Consider the following 21,205-nt stretch of genomic DNA (forward strand, 5'->3'; position numbering starts at 1 on the left):
CCTGCAACAGGCCTTTGACCAGGTCGCTGGCGTCATCGGTGGAGGTCGATAACTCGCCGATCAAGCTGGCAAGCTCAGGATTTTCCATCAGCTTCTCGCTGATCTTGTTGACCTTGTCCTGGTCATGGTTTTTCTTCGGTGACACCGTAGTCATTATCGGTGAAACTCCTTCGAGATCAGAGCCTCACACACAAACTTCCTGACACCCTCGGACATCGCCTTCTAGAGGGGAGGGTGAAGTCCGCTGAAGAATTCCACTAAGGCGTGCCCGCTGAGGCATATCGTGGAATAAAGCGTGTTCCGAAGCGCTGAATATTAAGAAGGCTACGAAAGCAACGTCAAAGAAAGGCAAGCATCATGAGCGCATACACCTACAACGTCACCGGAATGAGCTGCGGGCACTGCGAAAACGCCGTCAGGGAGCAAGTTTCCAAGCTTCCTGGTGTTTCGAACATTGAGGTCAGCGCAGACAAGGGGCTGCTGACGTTCGAGCACGACGGGGCAGCAGGGGAGCTGACGGATCAGCAGGTCATCGGCGCGGTCGACGAGGCCGGCTACGAAGCCACCCGCGCATAGCGCCCGCTGTACAGAGCGGAGGATTCGGAGGTGGGGGCGCGCCGGGCGCAGCGAGCGAAGCGTGCGGCGCGGAGCGCGCGTGCACCGAAGTGGGAGCGGGGAGGCGCACCGCCGCGCAAACTGCGCGCGCTGCACACGAGCGCGCCGCCGCTAGAACGGGCGCAGCCCCGCGATGCTGTAGAACTGGTGGCCCAGGAAAAGCAGCGCCGAATCGTCGGAGATCTCCGACACGTCCAGAACCTCCGCCGCCACCAGCGTAGATTCCCCCGCGCGGGCCGTATCTGAAATGCGCGCCCGCATCACGGCCCGGGAGTTGGGCAGTAGCGGCTCGCCCGTCTCGGCAGTCACCCACCCTTGAGATTCCGCGAAGCGGTCCGCGCCTGAGGTGGCGAAGGAGTGCGCGATGGGGGACTGGGCGTCATTAAGAAAGTGCACCAACATGCTGCTCGACCGCAATAATTTGCCTGCCGAGCCCGTGCGCTTCATCAGCGAGAAACTGATTGATAGTGGGTCGAGCGACAGAGAAGCAACAGATGATGCGGTCAGGCCGACGGGCTCGCCGTCGACGGTCGCGGTGATTAGCGTTACCCCCGCCGGATGTCCGCGGAAGACATCTCGAAACGCTGCTTCAAGATCGGTGTTACTCATTAGCATCACTAGACCTTTAGAAAAATTTGGGGTGACTGACGGGACTCGAACCCGCGACACCTAGGATCACAACCTAGTGCTCTACCAGCTGAACTACAGTCACCATTGCTGTTGAAAACAGCGGATTTCATGTTAGCCCACGCCCTGCGCCTTAACCAAAAGGCCAGTTCGCGAGGGGTGAAACGGGGCTAGGTACTAGGGTCAGCGCTAGATCGGGAAGCGCTCCGTCGCTGCCTTCGCCGCGGCCGTGGCCTCCGCGTTCGACGGGTCTGCCTCCACGAGCATCGCGCGGCGGTAGTAATCCAGCTCGCGGATGGATTCCTTGATGTCCGCCAGTGCGCGGTGCGCCATGCCCTTCGCGGGCTGGCCGTTGTACACATGCGGGTACCAGCGGCGGGCGAGCTCCTTCAGGCTGGAGACGTCGATCATGCGGTAGTGCAGGTACTGGTCCAGGTGTGGCATGTAGCGGTTGATGAACTTCCGGTCCGCGCTGATGGTGTTGCCGGCCAGTGGCGCCACGCCTGCGGTGGGCACGTGCTTCTTCACGTAGTCGAGCACCTGCTCCTCGGCCTCTTCCAGCGTGATGTCGGAGGCGCGGATCTGTTCCGTCAGGCCGGATTCGCCGTGCATCTTCGTCACGACGGCATCCATGCGGGCGAGGTCGCGTTCGGTTGCGTGAATCACCAGGTCCAGCCCCTCGTCGAGTGGGGCGAGGTCCGCATCCGTCACAATCACCGCAATCTCGACGAGCACGTGTTGGTCCGGGTCGAGGCCCGTCATTTCGCAGTCGACCCACACGAGTCGATCGTTCTTGGCAACTTGATTAGGGGTGGTGTTCACGGATCTTCCTTTCTGTTGTTGATAATTCTATGTCTTTTTGGTGACGCCCCCTCGGAATCAGTCGCTTTCGGTTGCCATTTGGGCGTAGAACTTACCCACGATCGGCGCGGTGACCTTCCGTGGCAGGTACGTGGAGACGAAATTCATGGCCTTGGACAGCGGGCCGGGGACTACGCGGAGCTTGTTCTTGGACAGGGCGGTGAGAGTGTCGATGGCGCAGTCTTCGTAGGTGGTCCAGAGGAAATCCGGGACGGCATCGTCGACCTCGGTGAGCTGTTCGTCTTCCTTGCGGGCCTCGCGCACCGGGCCGGGTGCCAGCAGGGTGCACTTAATGCCGTGGTCTTTGAGCTCGTAGTGCAGGGACTCGGTGAAGGTGTTGACCATCGCCTTGGTGCCGACGTAGGTTGCGTTTCCGGGGATGGCCATGTTGCCGGCGGCGGAGCCGACGTTGACGATGCCGCCCTCGCCGCGTTCCAGCATGCCGGGCAGCACGGCCTGGGTGAGTTCGTAGAGTGCGGTGGCGTTGAGCTCGAACTGCAGGCGCTCGTAATCCCAGTCGAGGTCCTTGAACTGGCCGAAGGTAGCAATGCCCGCGGAGTTGATGATGATGCTGACCGGGGTGGTGCGCAGCTCTTCCAGCAGCTCTGCGCGGGCGGGCGCATCCGCCAGGTCGACGGAGCGGATCTGCACGTCGCGGTTCGGGAATGCGTCCGCGATCTCCTGCATGGGAGCTACGGTGCGGGCGACCAGGAGTAGGTCGTAGCCGCGCCGGGCGAGCTCCTCGGCGATGGCCTTACCGATGCCGGAGGAAGCGCCGGTGATCACGGCGTAGGAGTCCGGGGTGGGGGCGGGGAGGTCCAGTTCTGCGGACTTCTGGGACTTGCCCAGGGGGAGGGAGCGGAGGGCGTCAATAGGGTTAAAGCGGCTATTCGCAGTCATGGCTACAACCATAGCGGGCGGTGCGGACAAGAGGCTTAGCCAGCGACTCCGAAGACGAGTAGCCCGACGACCAGGTTGTTCAGCATGTGAACGATGAATCCCGCCCATAGTGTGCCGTGCCACCTGGTGATCAGTGCGCAAGAGATGCCGAGGAAGGCCGTAAAGAGGATAGCCGGCGGGGAGACGTGAGCCAGACCGAAAAGCAGTGAGCTGAACAGGACACTCAGGGCAGCTGGCATTAGCGTGTCGAAGTAGCCCATGAGAACCCGACGGAAGACCAACTCCTCGAGGAACGGACCAAGCAGCAGATACGCCAGGAGGACGAGGAGGATGGGGAGGGTCTGCCCGGATTCGCCTGCGCTAGTCAAGGTCGAGGAACGCTCGCCATTTTCCATTCCCAAGATTGAGGCGACAAATGCCGTGGCAGCACCGGCTGCGATGATTGTCACTGGAGTCTGCCAGAGCAGATGCCAACCTCTTTTAGAGAGTGAAGTGAAGCCAGTTTCGATGTTCTGTTTCCGCAGGTAGAGAACCAAAAGCCAGGTGGGCAGGCCGAGGGCGATGATGAACATGAATGGCAGAGCGCCGAGGACTACTCCCTTGTCCAGGGAGAGTTTTGCCAAGCCCAACGCCTGGACGGCGAGGAGCCCGTAAGCGGAGAGGAGAGCTGCGACGGACACTAATGCGTCCTTTGTGCGAGGAGGGGTTAGTTGTCGGTAGGTCATGGATCCTTTCGCAGGTGAGGCTGCGTGAAGCATGGGCTGTATGAAACAGGCTCAGCGAGCTGAGCTAAGCGGTGTTAGTTTAATCACATGATTCCCGATATTCGCAGAGTTGGACAACACGCTGCGCTGTACGCCCATGCGCGCTGTGAGCACATCATGGAACAGATCGAAGACCGCGTTGGCGATGACTGGGGGATTGCCGTAGGCGAAATTGAAGGTGAGCAGTACTACCAGTTTCAGGGGCGGGTTAAGCTCGCCAATGCTCGAGTGGAACTCGTCGCGACCGTTGACGTGGAGTCTGCGACTCTCAAGTGGGAATGGGCGGATGAAGCGGCTGTTTCCGGAGCTGCAGAACTTGGTCGGCGCCTTGCTGCGGAAGTGATGCGCGAGTGGGGCGAGGAACAAGACCTGCCAGGGTTTACGACCCCAGTTGTGCCTTACGAGGTTCCCGAGTGGGACGGCGATGAAGCTGAACCTGGTAGCGGGGAAGACACAGAAGATGAGGAAGGCGAAGAAGACGACGAGCTGTATGCGCAGTCAATTGCAGCGGCAGCCGTTTCGGAGGATGTAGGGGATAGTGCGTTCGAAATCTTTGGTTCGCATGCTTGTTACGCAACCATCCCGAACGAAGACGAAGACGAGATCCGGATTTACTTGATGGATTCGTTCAACCCACCGATGGAGGAGACGGATCTGTCGGTGATGTTCGTCAAGTTCGACGCCATATTGTTGGAATGCGACGACCCGGTGTGGAGCATCGAAGGGATTGCGCATCAGCGCGAGGACTGGACGGTCGAGGAAATCGAGCCGGAGAACAAGCAACGCGCGTGGAAGATTGCGGACAGCGAGGGACGCTACTTCGTGGTGGAGTTGAGCTTCAACGAAGACGACACGATCGCAGAGCTTGGCAAGAAGGGGCTGTTTACAGAAGAAGGTGCCTGACGAAATCCGTCAGACACCCAAGCTAAGAAACGAAACCGGCGCCCCGGAAAAGAAAAACCGAGACGCCAGTTTGTCCATGATGCCGCGACTGTAGTGGCAACGATGCCGCGACTTATAACAGCACTGCCTGAGCACATTTGAGGTGTCGATTATGCGCCCGTTTTCGTGTGCCGACTGGCCCATTGCAAAGTGCGTTTAAAGCTCGATGGTGCGATCCAGCGAAAGGCGCGAACAGAAGTGTTCATCGTGGCTGACGACGAGTAACGCTCCGCGGTAAGCGGAGAGGACGTCGACAAGCCAGTCCACGGTGGGGATATCCAAGTTGTTAGTCGGCTCGTCTAGTAGCAGGAACTGCGGTGCGGGGGAAGCAAGCAGCACGCGTGCGCACTCGGCACGGAACCGCTCGCCTCCGGAAAGTTGCCCCACTGGCGCGTGGACACTGTCATTCTGGAACAACAGTTGTGCTAGCTTGTCGCGGATAAACTGCGGGTCAGCCTGCGGATTGCTTTCCGCGACCAGCTCCCACACACTCTTGTCCGCTGGCAATGTGATGCGTTGACGTAAATAGCCGCGGGGAAGCGCATAGTCGACGTCGCCGCTGGCAATCCGGTTGAGAAACGTAGTTTTTCCCGCCCCATTGGCACCGGCGAGTCGGACGCGTTCGGGGCCGACGATTGTCAACAGCTCGCTGCTCAGAACCCGCGTGGCATTGGGAAGGCTGGTATCGGGAAGCTCGATGTGAACGTGAGTGTCCTCCCGCAACCTAAGTTGTGCTAAGTCATAACCTTCCCGAGCTTGTGACACCGAGGCTGCGGCATCACGGGTACGCTTGGCTGACGAGACCTGGGATCGGTTCTTATCATTTCCCATGGCCATACCAGGCTTGCGTTTGGAGGTAGCGAACTCTTTACCTCGGCGGGCGTTACGGGCAAGCCGTGTCTGCATCTCGGCACGTTGGCGAACTTCCTTGTGATAGGAGGCTTTGGCCTCACTTACTTCGGCCCGCACGGTTTCCTGTTCGTGGTCGATGGTTTGACGGTAGTGCTCAAAGTTCCCGCTAAACATACGTAATGATCCGTGATAGAGCTCAGCTATCTCGTCAGCGTGGTTGAGCAGCTCCCGATCATGCGAGATGACGACCATGGGCGCCGGGGAAGCGTCAATCATACGCAGAAGGCGCTCCCTGGCAGCGGCGTCGAGATTATTCGTGGGTTCATCAAGAATGATCATCTCTGGTTGGGAGAAAAACAGCGCCGTCAGCGCCACAGCGACGGCCTCTCCTCCCGACAAGTTGCCGACGCTGCGAGAAAGGGAAAAGTTCAATCCTGACGCGCTAAGAGCGGCCTGGATCCTCTCCTTGAGATCCCAGTTGTCAGCAACGATGGCCGCGAGTTCCTCGGAGTAGTTGCCCGCTTCGATTTCCGCTAGGGCATCTAAAATCTCGCGAGCCTTGAATACGTCTGCGATGGTGTCGGTCACTTTGAGCCCTAGATCTTGGTCTAGGTAGCCGATTTTAGGGGCCGTCACGGTACCAGAAGTGGGTTGATAGATGCCGGCCAACACCTTAGCGAGAGTCGATTTTCCTGAGCCATTAGCACCGACAAGGCCGGTGAAATGCGCGCCGAATGTGGCGCTTAAATCTGAAAAACAAGGAGTGCCGTCTGGCCAGGTAAAAGAGAGATGAGAAAAAGAAATATGCATGCCAAGTTCCGCCTTCGAGCCAACGATGATTAAGGAAGCGTCGAATTAGGAACGGATCTTCATAGGGCGAAACCGTACTTCAAACCAATCTGAGTGTCAATGCTCACTAACTGTAGAAGTGCGCATGATGGTCTGCTGGGGTACACCCCAAACGAACAGTTGTCCGAAGTCAGGACAATGGCGCCCCCGGCAGGACTCGAACCCGCGACACATGGGGTAGAAACCCACTGCTCTAATCCACTGAGCTACGGAGGCATACGAGTAGATGATAATGCACGCGCACGTGCGCTGAATTTGCGGGGCAGCCATACCGTAAGCGTGGCGCAGTCACGCAGGTCGGTGCCGGGGTATCGTGGCACCGATCTGCGGCCAAAATGCGCCACCACTGTGACGCAACGAACATCACAAAACCAGGAAGTTCACCCTGTCCGGAGCGGAGGGTAAGGTTCCAAACATGTCCTCCCAGGCAGATCAGGAAGCTAAGCAAGCAGCGCAAGCCAAGTCCGCGCAGGCGAAGCAGGCGGAAACCACAGCGAAGCCCGCGCAAGCGGAAGCGCAAACCCCCACCCAGCCCGCGAAGCTGGGCAGCCCCGGCCTCGTGTACCTCATCGGCGCTCTCGTCGCCGGGTGTTTCGGCGCGGCCATCGGCTACTCTTTCCTCGGCGAATCGCTTGCCCTGCTGGGCATTCCGGATCCCGGTCCGCTGACCACCATCGGCCTGCCCTTCGTCCGCGGCGCGGCGATTTTCATCGGCTGTCTGGGCCTCGGCGGGTTCCTGATGTCCGCCTTCGGCACGCCCCCGGATAAACAGGGCTACCTCACACTCGACGGCTTCCGCGCCGCCCGCACGGGCACCTGGGGAATGATCGGCTTCGCACTCCTGTCGATCCTGCTGATCCCCATGTACATGTCGGACATCTCCGGCAGCCCCCTCACAGAGGTGCTCAAGCCCGAGTACTGGGGGATTGCACTGGATCAGGTGTCGGCGTCAAAGGCTTGGCTCTGGGTTGCCATTTTCGCTGGCGCGGCCGGTGGGTTGTCGCTGCTCACGCGGAAGTGGATCTGGCAGCCGATCTTCCTGGCGCTGTCGGTTCTTTCGCTGGTTCCGCTGGCCCTGGAGGGGCACTCCGCGGCGGGCGGTAACCACGACTACGGCGTGAACTCGCTGCTCTGGCACATCATCTGCGTATCGCTGTGGGTGGGTGGCCTGCTGGCTCTGCTGGCGCACGCGAAGCGCCGCGGCCCGCACCTGGCCCTCATCGTCCAGCGTTACAGCACCCTGGCGCTGTTCTGCATCATCGCCGTCGCGATCTCCGGTTTCATCAATGCACTGCTGCGTGTCCACCTGGACGAGCTCTTCACCACCCAGTACGGCCTGGTCATCGTCGCAAAAATGGTCATGACGTTGCTCCTGGCCTGGTTCGGTTGGGAGCAGCGCTCCCGCATCATCCCGAAGCTGCGCGAAGGCGAGGGCGAAAGCGGTAAAACCACCAACGCTCAGCGCAAGCCGTTCATCCGCTTCGCTGCCCTGGAGATTTTCATCATGGCCGCCACCATCGGCATTGCCGTCTCTCTTGGCCGCATCCCGCCGCCGATCGAGCAGATCGTTGACCTCACGCAGCAGGACGTACTGCTGGGCTACACCCTCACCGAGCCGCCGAGTATCGGGCGTTACTTCACCATGTTCCGCCTGGACCTCATCTTCGGCGTGGGTGCGATCCTCCTCCAGGCCGGGTACATGTGGGCCTGGCTGAGCATCCGGAAGCGCGGCATCGAATGGCCCATCCAGCGCCTGATCTGGTGGACCGTCGGCAACGTCACCCTGCTGTTCGCCACCAGCTCCGGCCTGGGCATGTACTCCATGGCGATGTTCGGCCCACACATGCTGCAGCACGTGATTCTCTCCATGGCCGTGCCCGTGTTCTGGGTCCTTGGTGGCCCCATGACGCTACTACTGCGCGCCCTGCCCGCCGCCGGCCGCGACGGCGTGGCGGGCCCGCGCGAATGGTTGGTCGTGTTCATCAACAACCCGTTCTCGCGCTTCCTGACGCACCCTATTGTCGCCGGAACGCAGTTCGTTGTCGGCTTCTATTACCTCTATCTTTCGCCGCTTTTTGACGCCATTGCGGGTGAGCACGCCGGCCACCTGTTTATGATGCTGCACTTCATCATCTCGGGGTACATCTTCTATTGGGTGATCATCGGCGTGGATGCTGCACCGCGGAACCTCTCGCCGTTCATCAAGATGCTGACGCTGTTTGCGATGGTGACTTTCCACGCATGGTTCGGTATTGCGATGATGCAGATTTCCGAGCCGCTGAACGCGGAGTTCTACAGCCAGCTGGACTTCCCGTTCCCCGTGGACCTAGATCACCAGCAGTACCTAGGCGGCAGCATCACCTGGGCTCTGGGTGAGATTCCGCTGCTGGTGGTTTCCATCGCCCACGGATTCCAGTGGCTGCGTTCCGACCGGCGCGAGGCCAAGCGTTTCGACCGCCGTGAAGAGCGTACGGGCGACGAAGAGCTGGAGGCATACAACGCGATGCTGGCTGGGCTTTCCAGCGGACAGATTGATACTGGCAACCGCGCATACTACGGCGATGATTACCACGACCAGGACGTGCAGAGCTCCCTGCACTCGGCCAAGCACAAGTCGCAACACAAGGCCCAAAATCGGGGCCAGAGCCAAGCCCAGAGCCAAGCCCAGCGCCAGGCTCAGGAGCAGGGCAAAAAACAGGCTCAGGGCAAGGCCGAAACCAAAGCCGAGGACAAGCAATCCCGCGGAAAGTCGGACTAACGCACACCCGGCCGCGAACTGTCAACCCCCTTCTTTTCAACCTGTGGATAAGCGCCTTGGATGGGCGGAGTTGTCCACAGGGTGGCGTCACGAAGAAAAAGAAAAACCCCGAAACGCGCTAACAATAAAGCCACGCGCCGGGGAACAAGCTTCGGTGCGACAACAAGGAAGGGGACAAGTCAGATGAGCAACAATCTGGCGCAGGCATATCTGGTGGGGAACGCGGTTGACCACCCGCAGATTCGGATCAAAGGGCTGGACGGCGGGCCCACACTCACCACGTTCCGCGTGGCGATGAACCACCGCTACCAAGGTGCGGACGGGCAGTGGAAGGACGGCGACCCGTGCTACATGGAAGTGCAGTGCTGGGGAGCGCTGGGCGACAACGTCAGCGCGACGGTGTGCAAGGGGATGTCCGTGATCGTCGTCGGACGCATCGTGCAGAGCACGTGGGAAGCCAACGGCGAAGATGGCCAGCCCGTGACCCGCAGCGTGCTGCGCGTGCGTGCGACTCACGTGGGTCCGGACCTGAGCGCCCGGAACGTGTTGGTGAACGTCCGCAAGGCGGTGGAGCAGAACGCGCAGCAGGGTGCTGGGCAGAACCTGGCGCAGAACACAGCGCAGAACCAAGCTGGCTCGCCGGAGCTAGTGGGAGTCGGCGCGGGCGGCCAGGAAGAGGAAGTGGAACCTGCGTTCTAAGCGCTAGTCTCAGCGCTAATCCAAGCGCTTAATGGGCGCTAAATGGTGAGGCCGACCTGGGCCGCTCGGGGGAGTAGCCCAGGTCGGCCTTTGCACGGTGGCACCACGTACACTGGGTGGGCGAATACATTGGGACACTAACCACGAAAGGTCAAAAGAGTTCACCGTGGGCGAGTTCATTTACACCATGAAGAACGTGCGCAAGGCGCACGGCGATAAAGTCATCCTGGATAACGTCACGATGGCGTTCTACCCCGGCGCCAAGATCGGCGTGGTGGGCCCGAATGGTGCAGGTAAGTCTTCCATCCTGAAGATCATGGCGGGCATCGATCAGCCCTCCAACGGCGAGGCTTTCCTGGACCCCGGCGCAACCGTCGGCATCCTTTTGCAGGAGCCGCCGCTGAACGAGGAAAAGACTGTTCGCCAGAACGTCGAAGAGGGCATGGGCGAGATCTTCGAGATCCGCCAGCGCTACGAAGAGATCGCCGAAGAGATGGCCACCAACTACACCGACGAGTTGATGGAAGAGATGACGTCTCTGCAGGAGAAGATCGACGCTGCAGATGCGTGGGAGCTGGACTCCAAGATCGAGCAGGCCATGGAAGCGCTGCGCTGCCCGCCGTCTGATGAGCCGGTGACCCACCTCTCCGGTGGTGAGCGCCGCCGTGTGGCCCTGGCGAAGCTGCTGCTTTCCGAGCCGGACCTGCTGCTGCTCGACGAGCCCACTAACCACCTGGACGCCGAGTCCGTGCTGTGGTTGGAGCAGCACTTGAAGGACTACAAGGGTGCCGTCCTGGCCGTCACCCACGACCGCTACTTCCTGGACCACGTCGCCGGCTGGATCTGTGAGGTCGACCGCGGCAAGCTGTACCCCTACGAGGGCAACTACTCCACCTACCTGGAGACCAAGGCCAAGCGTCTGGAGGTCGCCGGCAAGAAGGACGCGAAGCTGCAGAAGCGACTCAAGGAAGAACTGCAGTGGGTCCGGTCCGGCGCGAAGGCCCGTCAGGCGAAGAACAAGGCCCGTTTGCAGCGCTACGAAGAGATGGCAGCCGAGGCGGAGAAGTACAAGAAGCTGGACTTTGAAGAGATCCAGATTCCGACCCCGCCGCGCCTGGGCAACCAGGTGGTCGAGGTCAAGGATCTGAACAAGGGATTCGACGGCCGCACCCTGATCAAGGATCTGTCGTTTACCCTGCCGCGCAACGGCATTGTGGGCGTCATCGGCCCGAACGGTGTAGGTAAGACCACCCTGTTTAAGACCATCGTTGGCCTGGAACAGCCGGACTCCGGCGAGGTGAAGGTCGGCTCTACCGTGCAGCTGAGCTACGTGGACCAGAACCGCGAGAACATCGACCCGGAGCAGACTGTCTGGGAGGTCGTTTCCGACGGCCTGGATTTCATTCACGTCGGCCAGAACGAGATGCCTTCCCGCGCGTACCTGTCCGCGTTCGGCTTCAAGGGTCCGGACCAGCAGAAGCCTTCCAAGGTGCTGTCCGGTGGTGAGCGTAACCGCCTGAACCTGGCGCTGACGCTGAAGCAGGGCGGCAACCTGATCCTGCTGGATGAGCCGACTAACGACCTGGACGTTGAGACCCTGTCCTCCCTGGAGAACGCTCTGCAGCAATTCCCGGGCTGTGCAGTGGTCATCTCGCACGACCGCTGGTTCCTGGACCGCACCTGTACCCACATCCTGGCCTGGGAGGGCAATGTTGCCGAGGGCCAGTGGTACTGGTTCGAGGGTAACTTCGAGGACTACGAGAAGAACAAGGTCGAGCGCCTCGGCCCGGAGGCTGCACGTCCGCACCGCGTGACGCACCGCAAGCTGACACGCTAGTCGGGAAACTCGGCGGCGCAGCAGTGCGCCGGCACCGCGCGTGACCACAGCGCGCTGAAGTAGCTCGGCGGCGCAGGCCAATTTGCTGGCCTGCGCCGCCTTTCTCGTTTAAACCGTGTAACTACGTGAACCTGTGTGAACGATGTGGCAGTATTGGTTCACGAAACAAAAGTTATCTGTGAGGTTCTAAGCGAGGTTTGAAACGCAATGCCCTTCATCGAACACGAGGCCACCGGAACTCGCTGGCACACCTGCCACCGCGAGCTCCGCTGGTCCGACTTCGACCAATACCAGCACGTCAACAACGCAAAGTATCTGGAATTCGGCCAGGACGCGCGGATGGTCTTCCTCAAAGACGTTCTGATGGAAATGGATATTGCCGTGCCCCGATGTTCGCGCGCCACACCACCATCGACTACCCATTCCCACTCTCGCCGGGGGAGTCGGAAGTGGCTGTGGCCTCCTACTTCATCGACGTCGGGCGCAAATCCTGCACCATGCGCCAGGTTGTCCAGGATTCCGTCGGACGGATCACCTGCACCATCGACGCGGTCATGGTGGGCATCGACGTGATGACTGGGAAGTCCCGCGAGTGGAGCGAGCAGGATGTCAACAACATCAACCAATTCCTCATCCCGGAGGATCACGAGGTGGTCACCGACCGCGCCACCACCGCCGCCCGCTTCTAACAGCGCGCATTCAGCCCAGAGCTGATTCACTGACCGGTAAGCGACCAGCCCGCGAGAGTTAAAGCTTTGGGGGAGGGCTAAGGTGGGGGAACTATGGGCGTCACAATCGATCTACAGGGAACAATTGATTCGCGATCCGCGACCGCGGCAGTGAGTGCCATGCGGCGCGCGGGGGCGGTGATGAAACGCGCGCTGGTGATGGATCCGGGCGCGCTGGTGCGCTTAAGCACTGTGGGGGAGCGGTCGACGGATCTTTTTATTTCGACGCCCCTAGGCTGCGTGGCTTCCGTCCGAGTGCCCGGACAGGCAGGCGGCACCGGCACGGTGGCCTATGCCAGCGACGCGCTGGAGGCGATCGTCGCATTTGAACCCGGACAGCAGACCCTTGACCTGGGTGCGGACATGGATCTGATGTGGGTTGGCTCGCCGCCTCCGCAGCAGGGATTCGAGCTGATCGACACGGTTCCGGGGGAAGTGGTGCGCGGCCTACACGCGGACATGGCCACGGAGAACGAGGCGAACTCCGGGCCGATGGGGATTGCGCGCAGCCTGCTAGAACAGCAGGTTCTCACAGTGCAGCGCGGTAATGACGCCACCGCCTCCGTTGCCCTGGAGGGGCGAACGATCGCGGCGCTCGGCGGCCTGCGACTGGTTCCGGAGCCGGGGGAGAAGCTGCGGGACTATGACTATGTGCGCGTGAGCGCCAGCGGGTCGTGGATTCGGGTGGATGCACTGGTTGGCAGCGTGTACGCGCCACGCCCCGGTGGGCTGGCGCGGGTTCCCGGGCCACGCTAGAGGTTTGGGGAGCCGCCGCACGCGGGGGTGCTGCGACGTGAGCGATTTAGGAACCGGCGTACATGTCGTAGCCCAACTTGGTGCTCATGACCACGACAACGACGAGCAGCGCGATGCGGACAAAGCCGGTTCCCTTGGTAAGCACCAGGCGTGCCCCAATTTGCGCTCCCGCCACGTTGAAGACCGCCAGGCCGAGGCCCAGCAGCCAAAGCACGTGACCGCCGATGGCGAAAACGGTCAGCGCGCCCAGGTTCGTGGCAGTGTTGATGACCTTCGCCAGTGCGGCGGATTCCACGAAGGACCTGCTAAGAAGCGCGGTGAAAACGATAATGAGAAACGTGCCCGTGCCCGGACCGAAGAAGCCGTCGTAAGCGGCGATAGCTCCCACCGCGAAGAGCGCGATGAGCCACCGGCGACGGCTCTGTGATGGGGCGCGTTGAGGCGTGCCGAAGCTGGGTTTGAGGGCGACATACGTGCCAACCGCCAGCAAGAGAATAATCACCAGGGGTCGCAGAACCTCGGAGCTGAGCGCTGCTACCAGCAGCGCACCCGAGGCCGCGCAGACGAAAGCCAGTGGGACTCCGTAGGCAACCAGGCGCCGATCTATCTTCTGGCGAACATCGGATGCCCGGAGCATGCGTGCAGCGGCTGAGGAAGTGCCGAAAACCGCCGCTAACTTGTTCGCCGCCATTGCCGAGGCTTCGGGCGTCGCGGGTGCGACGATCAATATGAGGGGAATGAGGACGAGGCCACCGCCGCCGACGATGGCATCAATCAGGCCAGCGACGAAGGATCCCACTGCGAGGAGGGAAATAGCCTCGGCTGAGAGTTCGGCTAGCATCGTCAGATCTGATCGGGAGTGTTGACCAGCATCTGCGCGACCCGCTCCATGTGCTCCCACATGGCCGCGCGGTGTGCGTCTGGGAGTTGTTCCTTATCGATGGTGGCCATCGCGTTGCCCATAAGTTCCAGCCAGCGGTCGCGCGCGGCCGTGTCGATGCGGAATTGGGCGTGGCGCATCCGCAGGCGCGGGTGGCCGCGGCGAGCGTTGAATTCCGCAGGGCCGCCCCAGTACTGCACCAGGAACCAGCGCAGTCGATCCTCGGCGCCTTCGAAATCCTGTTCCGGGTACATCGGCGCGAGGATATCGTCGGTGCGAACCTGGCGATAGAACTCGTGCACGATGGCGCGGAAGGTCTCCTCACCAACAGCGTCGTAGAAGCTAGAAGTCATGCCTCCAACCATATCTGTTCTGCGATAGCGGGCGGGGCAGGTTGGGCGCGGCCACGGCCGTAGGGGCGCAGCCGCCCCGCCGCAGGGGCGCAGCCGGACGGTTACTTTCCCGCCGCGTCGAATGCGCGGGCGGCCTTGGCGCGCGCCACTCGGTCGCGGCCTTCGGAGAGCACGCGGCGCAGGCCACTCGGGGTGTCCTCCGCCTTCACCAGTTCGGCGATGGCGGCATCCGTGGCATCGCTGTGATCCCAGGAGGGGTAGATGCCTTCCAAGGTGCGCAGAGCCATCTCGGAGTTAAGGGACTTCCACCACTCCACGGCGTGGGCGACGTAATCGTCGCTGAACTGCTGCAACAGGTCGGCATGGCCGACGTGTACCAGGCCCGCGTTGCGGTGGCGCAGGCTCAGGTTGCTCTGCTGCGGGGCCTCCACGGTCAGGGCGCGCCAGACCTGCTGCTTGGTCTTCTCATCCGGCACGGAGGAGCGCGCCTGCAGCGCCAGCGCCGCACCGCTGGAGGACTTGTCCTGGGCTTCCTCGGCGGCGATGCGCGCCTCCACCTGCTCGGCGGTCTCGCCGGTGGCACGCGCCGCGGCGGTCAGCGCAATGATGATCGCCCAGCGCAGGTCCTGGTCCACGTTCAGCCCCGGAATCACCTCGGCGCCAGCTTCACCCAGCAGCGCGCGCAGCACGTCCGCGGACTCCGCGGAGTGCACGCAGCCCACGTAGGCGCGGACAAACGCCAGCTGAGCCGGGCCTTCGGTCTCGCGCGCTGCAGCCAGGAAGGCCTCGCGCAGCTGCGCCCAGCCGTCGTCCGCCCAGTCCGGGTCTGCGTAGTTTGCAGCCGCCGCGCGGGCCTGGGCCAAGATCTGCTCCAGCACCGCCAGCTCGGTTTCCTCAGCCGCGCCTCCGGCCACCAGGCCGATGAAGTCGCGCGCCCGCATCTGCGCGTTGCGCGTCATCTGCCATGCCGCGGACCACACCAAGGCACGCGCCATCGGATCCGTGATGCGCACGATGCTCGGCTTGCCGGCTCCAGCTCCGTCGCTATCACTGTCGCCGACCGCAGTTGCCAGGGATCCCTCATCCAGCGCCATGTTTCCGTAGGCCAGATCGTCGTCGTTGACCAGCACCAGGTCGCCAGCGGGCACGCCCGCCAGCTCCGGAACTTCGGTCCGCTCGCCGGAAATATCCAGCTCAACGCGCTTGGTGCGCTTCAGCGCTCCGCCGTTGCCGCCCGTGGCGCCGCCCTCATAGCTGTACACGCCCACAGCAATGCGGTGCGTGCGGGTCTCACCCGCGCCGGGCTGCGCGCCGGACTGCTCCACGGCAAAGGAGCTGTAGGCTCCGTCGGCTACCTCAAAGACCGGGGTCAGGGTGTTGATGCCCGTCGTGCGCAGCCACTGATCCGACCAGTCCGAAAGGTCGCGCCCCGAAGCCTTCTCCAACGCCCCCAGCAGGTCCGTGAAGGTTGCGTTATCCCAGGCGTGCGCCGCGAAGTGCGCGCGGATGCCAGCGAAGAACTCCTCCAGCCCCACGTAGGCCGCCAGCTGCTTCAACACACTTGCGCCCTTGGCGTAGGTGATGCCGTCGAAGTTGGCCTCCACCGTCTCGATGTCGCCTGCGTCAGAGAACACCGGGTGGGTCGAGGACAGCTGGTCCTGTGCATAAGCCCACGCCTTTTCCTTGCTGTTGAAGGTCACCCATGCCGTGTCGTACTTCGTCGCCCCCGCCTGGCTCATGGCTGCCGACCAGGTGGCGAAGGATTCGTTCAGCCACAGGTCGTCCCACCACTTCATCGTCACCAGGTCGCCGAACCACATGTGCGCCAGCTCGTGCAGGATCGTATCCGCACGGCGTTCGTACTGGTAGTGGCTGGCCGCGGAGCGGAAGACGTACTCGTCGCGGATCGTCACCGCACCCGCGTTCTCCATGGCACCCATGTTGTATTCGGGGCAGAAGATCTGGTCGTACTTGTAGAACGGGTAGCCGATGCCGAACTTATCCGCGTAGTAGTCGAAGCCCTGCTTGGTCACCTCGAACAGCTCGTCGGCATCCAGGTACTCCGCCAGCGACTGGCGGCAGTACAGCGCCAGCGGCACACGCATCTCCCCGCTGGTCTGCAGGTTCTTTTCCTTCGCCGCCGCGGACTCGGGGTGCTCGGTGATCGTGCCGCGCCACTCGTCGCGCACCACGTGCCACGGGCCTACGCAGAACGCAATGAGGTAGGTCGACAGCAGGTAATCCACGGTCGCACTGTGCTTTTTCTTATTGACGCCCTCAGCCTCCGCCACGGAAACCTCATTGTTCGTCACCACGGTCCACTCGGCTGGCGTGGTGAGCTCAACGTCATAGGTCGCCTTGATGTCCGGCTGGTCGAAGCAGGCGAAGACCCGCTTGGCGTCCGCCGTCTCGAACTGGGTGTACATGTAGGCCTGGTCATCGCTGGGGTCGAAGAAGCGGTGCAGACCCTGGCCCGTGGTGGAGTACGGAATTTCCGCCTCCACCAGCAGCTCATGCTGGCCACTAGACAGGCCTTCGAGCGGTATGCCCGTAGTGGCGTCATAAGTAAAGTCCCCAAGCTCAGCGCCATCGAGCTCCACCCGCGACAGCGAGTCCGCACGCAGGTCCAGGAAGGTCGATCCAGTGCCGGAGGTGAAGGTGATGCGGGTCAGCGAGCGGAAGTGCTTGTTCTCGGGCTTCTCGCCGCCGGAAAGATCCAGCTGGATGGTGTAGTGAACATCGCTGATGAGGCTAGCGCGATGCTCGGCCTCGGTACGGGTTAGGTTGATGGAAGTCATGCAGACCACCCTAGTAGGCGCGCCGGACAGGGTTCCCGCGCCATGGCTAGAGTGGGGAACATGACCGATACAAAGAACCAGACCGTAACCATGTTCTTCGACGCCATCTGCCCCTTCGCCTGGGTAACCAGCCGCTGGCTGATGGAGGTCCAGGAGGTTCGCGACGTGGAGGTGAAGTTCCAGCCGATGAGCCTCTCCGTCCTGAACGAGGGGCGCGACCTGGACCCTGACTACCGCGAGAAGATGGATGCCGCGTGGGCGCCGGCGCGCGTGGCCACCGCAATTTGGCAGCAGCACCCGGAGAAGCTCTCCGCCTGGTACACCGCCATCGGCACCAAGATCCACAACGAGGAGCGTGCCGATGCAACCGACCCGCACGGCTACGACGAACTGATCGCCGAGGCTCTGGAAGAGGCTGAGCTGCCCGCCGAGCTGTCCAAGGTGGGCCACCTGGCTGCCGACGATGAAGGCTCCGTTGACGCGCCGCTGCGCGAATCCCAGGACAAGGCGATCGAGTTGGTGGGCGACGAGGTCGGCACCCCGGTCGTGCAGCTGCGCGACGTGGCCTTCTTCGGGCCGGTCATCACCCGCATCCCGCGCGGGGAAGAGGCAGGCAAGATGTTCGATGCCTCCGTGACCCTGGCGGCGAACCCGCACTTCTTCGAGCTGAAGCGTTCCCGCACCGAAGCGCCGGTCGCGGAGTAGCGTCCGCGGTACGACACCCGCGGGGTACTGCCCGGCGCTAGCCTCCGGGCAGTAGTGCCCCGCGAGCAGCCGGCAACCGGCTAGACTGGCAGCATGCGTATTTACCTAGGTGCAGATCATGCCGGTTTTGAGATGAAGAACGTGATCAAGGATCACTTGACCTCCAGGGGCTTCGAGGTTGTGGACTGTGGCGCCCACACCTACGACGCGAACGACGACTACCCGGCGTTCTGCATCGCAGCGGCCAAGTCCGTGGTGGAAGACGAGGGCTCGCTGGGCATCGTGCTCGGCGGTTCCGGCAACGGCGAGCAGATCGCTGCCAACAAGGTTCCGGGCGCCCGCTGTGCGCTGGCGTGGTCCGTGGAGACCGCAAAGCTGGCCCGTGAACACAACAACGCCCAGCTGATCGGACTGGGCGGTCGTATGCACTCCGAGGAGGAGGCGCTGGCGATTGTCGATGCTTTCGTCACCCAGCCGTGGTCCGAGGCGGAGCGCCACCAGCGCCGCATCGACATCCTGGCTGAGTACGAGCGCACGGGGGAGGCCCCCGCTCTGCCGGAGAGCTAAAGAATTACTTCTCCTCGAGATCCACTCGCGAGGTCTACTTCTGCGCGGTGGTGCCCGACGAGGTCGGGGCGCCATCGCGTTTTTGCTGCCATTCCTTGACCACGTTGGAATCCCATAGGGTCAGCCCGTTGTACTTGGCCACTGGCCGGGGCGCGCGACCGCGGCCTGCATAGCTGGTGAAGGTGCCACGAGCTGTGCCGGAGTACTCAGCGCACTGTGATGCGGTCCAGAGCTCCGTGCCGGTGTTTTTGTCGACGATAATTGGTTCCATAAAACTAGAATGTACCGCCGATAGGTAACCCGTACAATTAGAGTGGCGCATTTGCTACACCTGCATACCCCCGCAACCACGCAGGTTGTGGGCTATTTTCGCCAACTGTGCTGGGGCGATTTTGCTGGATAGCGGGGTGTATGGTGTAACATCGCACAACGTAACGGAAGCTAGCTTCCAATGGGAATGTCGTATAGTGGCTAATACCTCAGCCTTCCAAGCTGAAGACGCGGGTTCGATTCCCGTCATTCCCTCCAATCTTTTTAGGCAGTTCCCCCGAGCGCACAGGCGAGCGCGACGACGGGGGAGCTGCCGTTTTGTATTTCCCAGCAACCAGCCAGTAAAGTAGCGGGCGCAACGTCCCTTCGGGGTGTGCAAGGATCGGGATATGGCGCAGTTTGGTAGCGCACTCGCTTTGGGAGCGAGGGGTCGCAGGTTCAAATCCTGTTATCCCGACATTTTTTATTTTCACTCTTTTCTTTGTGACGCCGCCCTGCGGTTCGTCGCATTGAAAAGGTGAAATGGGGGTTCGCAGTTCGGATCGGTGGGGGATTCGGTGATCCGCTTCGTGGCCAGGGAGCCTGAAAACCACACCCCAGCGTGATGCGCCTGGCGATGGTTCTATAAAATTGAGCACCGACCGTAAAAAGCGCTGCGAGATGAACGAGAGACCGCGGTGCCAAAGAAGCTATTAATACACAGGAGTGTGCATTCGTGAAGAGCTCTGTAGAAAAGCTGAGCGCCACCCGCACCAAGCTGACGATTGAGGTTCCATTCGAGGAGCTTAAGCCAGAGTTCGACAAGGCCTACGCAACCCTCGCGCAGCAGGTAAACATGCCGGGCTTCCGCAAGGGCAAGGTTCCGGCGAAGATTCTGGAAGCTCGCCTGGGCCGTGGCGTTGTCCTGGATCAGGTCATCAACGAGATGCTGCCTTCTCGTTACAGCCAGGCTGTCGAGGAGAACGACGTGAAGGCCCTGGGCCAGCCGGAGATCGAGATCTCCGAGCTGGAGGACGGTAAGCACATCACGTTCACCGCCGAGGTCGACGTCCGCCCGGAGATCGAGGTTCCGGACTTCTCCGCCATCTCCGTTGAGGTTGCACCGCTGAAGGCCGACGACGAGGCGATCGATGCGGAGCTGAAGAACCTGCAGGCTCGCTTCGGCACCCTGAAGCCGGCGGATCGCGCAGTGAAGAAGGGCGACTTCGTCTCCATCGACCTGTCCGCCACCATCGACGGCGAGACCGTCGACGAGGCCACCACCGAGGGCCTGTCCCACGAGGTCGGCAACGATTCCCTGATCGAGGGCCTGGATGACGCCCTGGTTGGCATGAAGGAGGGCGAGGAGTCCACCTTCACCTCCAAGCTGGTTGCCGGCGAGCACGCCGACGAAGAGGCTGAGGTTACCGTCAAGCTCGGTTCCGTCAAGGAGCGCGAGCTGCCGGAGTTGGACGACGACTTCGCACAGCTGGCTAGCGAGTTCGACACCCTGGACGAGTTGAAGGAGTCCCTGAAGGGTCAGGTCGAGCAGCAGCTGAAGAACACCCAGGCGGGCGAGATCCGCGACAAGGTTCTGGCCGAGGCTCTGGAGCAGACTGAGTTTGAGCTGCCGGAGGGTGTTGTCAAGGAGCAGGTCGACGCTCAGATCCAGCAGATCATCCAGCAGTTCGGTGGCGACGAGAAGGTCTTCGAGTCCATGCTGGCTGCCCAGGACATGACGCGCGAGAAGTTCGAAGAGGATGCACGCAGCTCCGCTGAGGATTCCGTGCGCACCCAGCTGTTCCTGGACGCAGTTGCGGACAAGGAGCAGCCGGAGGTTTCTCAGGAAGAGCTGATGGATCACATCGCCTTCACTGCAAACCAGTACGGCATGGATCCGAACCAGTTCATCATGCAGCTACAGCAGGCCGGCCAGCTGGGCAGCCTGTTCGCTGACGTCCGCCGCGGCAAGGCACTGGCGCTGAACATCGCCCGTACCTCTGTGAAGGACACCGACGGCGCAGATGTTGACCCGAAGGAGTACTTCGGTGACGTTGAGGCCGAGGCTGAGAAGGCCGACAAGGCTGAGGCTGACAAGGCGGATAAGGCCGAGGAGAAGCCGAAGAAAGCTCCTGCCAAGAAGTCCACCGCGAAGAAGTCGACTGCCAAGAAGGGCACGGCCAAGAAGTCCACCGCGAAGAAGTCGACTGCCAAGAAGGGCACGGCCAAGAAGTCGACCGCGAAGAAGTCCACTGCCAAGAAGACCACCAAGAAGGCAGCGGAGAAGAAGGAAGACTAAGAGTTTTCCCTGACCGCCGGGACCTCTACGCGAGGTTCTGGCGGTTTTCTTTTTGCCCCGCCAGTCCCGTACCCGCTCCGGTGCGCAGCCACACCGTGCGCTGACAGCGAACAACCCCACCGGAAGGCACGCTTTACCGACGGGTGTGACTAGGCTGGGGCGCATA

19 protein-coding genes, 4 tRNA genes and 2 pseudogenes are annotated in these 21,205 nt (G+C 61.8%); 13 read left to right on the forward strand and 12 right to left on the reverse strand.

The genetic code is table 11. From position 1 onward, the window contains the following. Window positions 1-154 (reverse strand): annotated as a pseudogene (locus MHX66_RS05535) (IS256 family transposase); the annotation flags it as partial. Window positions 155-357: 203 nt separating this feature from the next. On the opposite strand from MHX66_RS05535, the gene MHX66_RS05540 reads away from it, so the two are divergent. Further along, window positions 358-576: a heavy-metal-associated domain-containing protein gene (locus MHX66_RS05540; RefSeq protein ID WP_239201020.1), complete on the forward strand. Its 219-nt coding sequence runs from the start codon at window positions 358-360 to the stop codon at window positions 574-576. Between the two features lie 150 nt (window positions 577-726). Here MHX66_RS05540 and MHX66_RS05545 read toward each other — a convergent pair whose 3' ends face one another. From MHX66_RS05545 to MHX66_RS10625, 5 genes are all read right to left on the reverse strand, one after another. Beyond that, on the reverse strand, window positions 727-1,224 hold the full coding sequence (locus MHX66_RS05545) for a flavin reductase family protein (protein ID WP_239201021.1): 498 nt from the start codon (window positions 1,222-1,224) through the stop codon (window positions 727-729). A gap of 27 nt (window positions 1,225-1,251) precedes the next feature. Continuing rightward, window positions 1,252-1,327: transfer RNA gene (locus MHX66_RS05550), tRNA-His, on the reverse strand. A gap of 104 nt (window positions 1,328-1,431) precedes the next feature. Next, on the reverse strand, window positions 1,432-2,064 hold the full coding sequence (orn, locus tag MHX66_RS05555) for an oligoribonuclease (protein WP_370646277.1): 633 nt from the start codon (window positions 2,062-2,064) through the stop codon (window positions 1,432-1,434). A 57-nt stretch (window positions 2,065-2,121) separates the two neighbouring features. Then, on the reverse strand, window positions 2,122-2,925 hold the full coding sequence (gene cmrA, locus MHX66_RS05560; protein WP_239201195.1) for a mycolate reductase: 804 nt from the start codon (window positions 2,923-2,925) through the stop codon (window positions 2,122-2,124). Between the two features lie 113 nt (window positions 2,926-3,038). Next, window positions 3,039-3,683 carry a CPBP family intramembrane glutamic endopeptidase gene (locus MHX66_RS10625; protein ID WP_239201022.1) on the reverse strand — a complete coding sequence of 215 codons (645 nt, stop codon included), beginning with the start codon at window positions 3,681-3,683 and terminating at the stop codon, window positions 3,039-3,041. A 132-nt stretch (window positions 3,684-3,815) separates the two neighbouring features. Between MHX66_RS10625 and MHX66_RS05570 the strand changes: the two genes are divergently transcribed. Continuing rightward, window positions 3,816-4,670 carry a DUF6882 domain-containing protein gene (locus tag MHX66_RS05570; RefSeq protein ID WP_239201023.1) on the forward strand — a complete coding sequence of 285 codons (855 nt, stop codon included), beginning with the start codon at window positions 3,816-3,818 and terminating at the stop codon, window positions 4,668-4,670. 195 nt (window positions 4,671-4,865) lie between these two features. Here the strand turns inward: MHX66_RS05570 and MHX66_RS05575 are convergent, their stop codons facing one another. Beyond that, a complete protein-coding gene (locus tag MHX66_RS05575; RefSeq protein WP_239201025.1) occupies window positions 4,866-6,371 on the reverse strand; it encodes an ABC-F family ATP-binding cassette domain-containing protein in 1,506 nt (501 codons plus the stop codon). 178 nt (window positions 6,372-6,549) lie between these two features. Then, window positions 6,550-6,626, reverse strand: a tRNA-Arg gene (locus MHX66_RS05580). Between the two features lie 199 nt (window positions 6,627-6,825). Between MHX66_RS05580 and MHX66_RS05585 the strand changes: the two genes are divergently transcribed. From MHX66_RS05585 to MHX66_RS05610, 6 genes and pseudogenes are all read left to right on the forward strand, one after another. Then, entirely contained in the window at window positions 6,826-9,168 is a 2,343-nt protein-coding gene (locus MHX66_RS05585; RefSeq protein ID WP_239201027.1) for a cytochrome c oxidase assembly protein, read from the forward strand. A 183-nt stretch (window positions 9,169-9,351) separates the two neighbouring features. Then, window positions 9,352-9,867: a single-stranded DNA-binding protein gene (gene ssb / locus MHX66_RS05590; RefSeq protein ID WP_239201031.1), complete on the forward strand. Its 516-nt coding sequence runs from the start codon at window positions 9,352-9,354 to the stop codon at window positions 9,865-9,867. Between the two features lie 166 nt (window positions 9,868-10,033). Next, complete coding sequence (gene ettA / locus MHX66_RS05595) at window positions 10,034-11,704, forward strand: energy-dependent translational throttle protein EttA (protein ID WP_239201032.1); 1,671 nt, start codon at window positions 10,034-10,036, stop codon at window positions 11,702-11,704. Window positions 11,705-11,911: 207 nt separating this feature from the next. Then, window positions 11,912-12,004 (forward strand): annotated as a pseudogene (locus tag MHX66_RS05600) (acyl-CoA thioesterase); the annotation flags it as partial. Window positions 12,005-12,093: 89 nt separating this feature from the next. Further along, window positions 12,094-12,393, forward strand: a complete 300-nt coding sequence (locus tag MHX66_RS05605; RefSeq protein ID WP_239201208.1) for a hypothetical protein — start codon at window positions 12,094-12,096, stop codon at window positions 12,391-12,393. 93 nt (window positions 12,394-12,486) lie between these two features. Then, window positions 12,487-13,188, forward strand: a complete 702-nt coding sequence (locus MHX66_RS05610; RefSeq protein ID WP_239201034.1) for a hypothetical protein — start codon at window positions 12,487-12,489, stop codon at window positions 13,186-13,188. A gap of 46 nt (window positions 13,189-13,234) precedes the next feature. Here MHX66_RS05610 and MHX66_RS05615 read toward each other — a convergent pair whose 3' ends face one another. From MHX66_RS05615 to pepN, 3 genes are all read right to left on the reverse strand, one after another. After that, complete coding sequence (locus MHX66_RS05615; protein ID WP_239201036.1) at window positions 13,235-14,029, reverse strand: TSUP family transporter; 795 nt, start codon at window positions 14,027-14,029, stop codon at window positions 13,235-13,237. A gap of 2 nt (window positions 14,030-14,031) precedes the next feature. Beyond that, window positions 14,032-14,421, reverse strand: a complete 390-nt coding sequence (locus MHX66_RS05620; protein ID WP_239201038.1) for a globin — start codon at window positions 14,419-14,421, stop codon at window positions 14,032-14,034. Between the two features lie 101 nt (window positions 14,422-14,522). Beyond that, window positions 14,523-17,219, reverse strand: coding sequence for an aminopeptidase N (gene pepN, locus MHX66_RS05625; protein ID WP_239201040.1), 2,697 nt, complete (start codon window positions 17,217-17,219; stop codon window positions 14,523-14,525). Between the two features lie 42 nt (window positions 17,220-17,261). Here pepN and MHX66_RS05630 point away from each other — a divergent pair, with 42 nt between their 5' ends. Both MHX66_RS05630 and MHX66_RS05635 read left to right on the forward strand, forming a co-directional pair. Beyond that, entirely contained in the window at window positions 17,262-17,924 is a 663-nt protein-coding gene (locus MHX66_RS05630) for a disulfide bond formation protein DsbA (protein WP_304504315.1), read from the forward strand. A 93-nt stretch (window positions 17,925-18,017) separates the two neighbouring features. Next, window positions 18,018-18,491, forward strand: coding sequence for a ribose-5-phosphate isomerase (locus tag MHX66_RS05635; protein ID WP_239201050.1), 474 nt, complete (start codon window positions 18,018-18,020; stop codon window positions 18,489-18,491). Window positions 18,492-18,525: 34 nt separating this feature from the next. Here MHX66_RS05635 and MHX66_RS05640 read toward each other — a convergent pair whose 3' ends face one another. Beyond that, the gene (locus MHX66_RS05640) at window positions 18,526-18,762 is read right to left on the reverse strand and encodes a hypothetical protein (protein ID WP_239201051.1); all 237 of its coding nucleotides are present in this window, start codon (window positions 18,760-18,762) and stop codon (window positions 18,526-18,528) included. Window positions 18,763-18,944: 182 nt separating this feature from the next. On the opposite strand from MHX66_RS05640, the gene MHX66_RS05645 reads away from it, so the two are divergent. The 3 genes from MHX66_RS05645 to tig all read left to right on the forward strand — a co-directional run bounded on the left by MHX66_RS05645 (window position 18,945) and on the right by tig (window position 21,039). Further along, window positions 18,945-19,019 (forward strand) — tRNA-Gly (locus MHX66_RS05645). 125 nt (window positions 19,020-19,144) lie between these two features. Then, window positions 19,145-19,218: transfer RNA gene (locus MHX66_RS05650), tRNA-Pro, on the forward strand. A 258-nt stretch (window positions 19,219-19,476) separates the two neighbouring features. Beyond that, the gene (gene tig, locus MHX66_RS05655; RefSeq protein ID WP_239201058.1) at window positions 19,477-21,039 is read left to right on the forward strand and encodes a trigger factor; all 1,563 of its coding nucleotides are present in this window, start codon (window positions 19,477-19,479) and stop codon (window positions 21,037-21,039) included. The last annotated feature ends 166 nt before the right edge of the window (window positions 21,040-21,205 follow it).

It is taken from the genome of Corynebacterium sp. ACRPH, assembly GCF_022347285.1.
In the GTDB taxonomy this organism is placed as follows: Bacteria; Actinomycetota; Actinomycetes; order Mycobacteriales; family Mycobacteriaceae; genus Corynebacterium.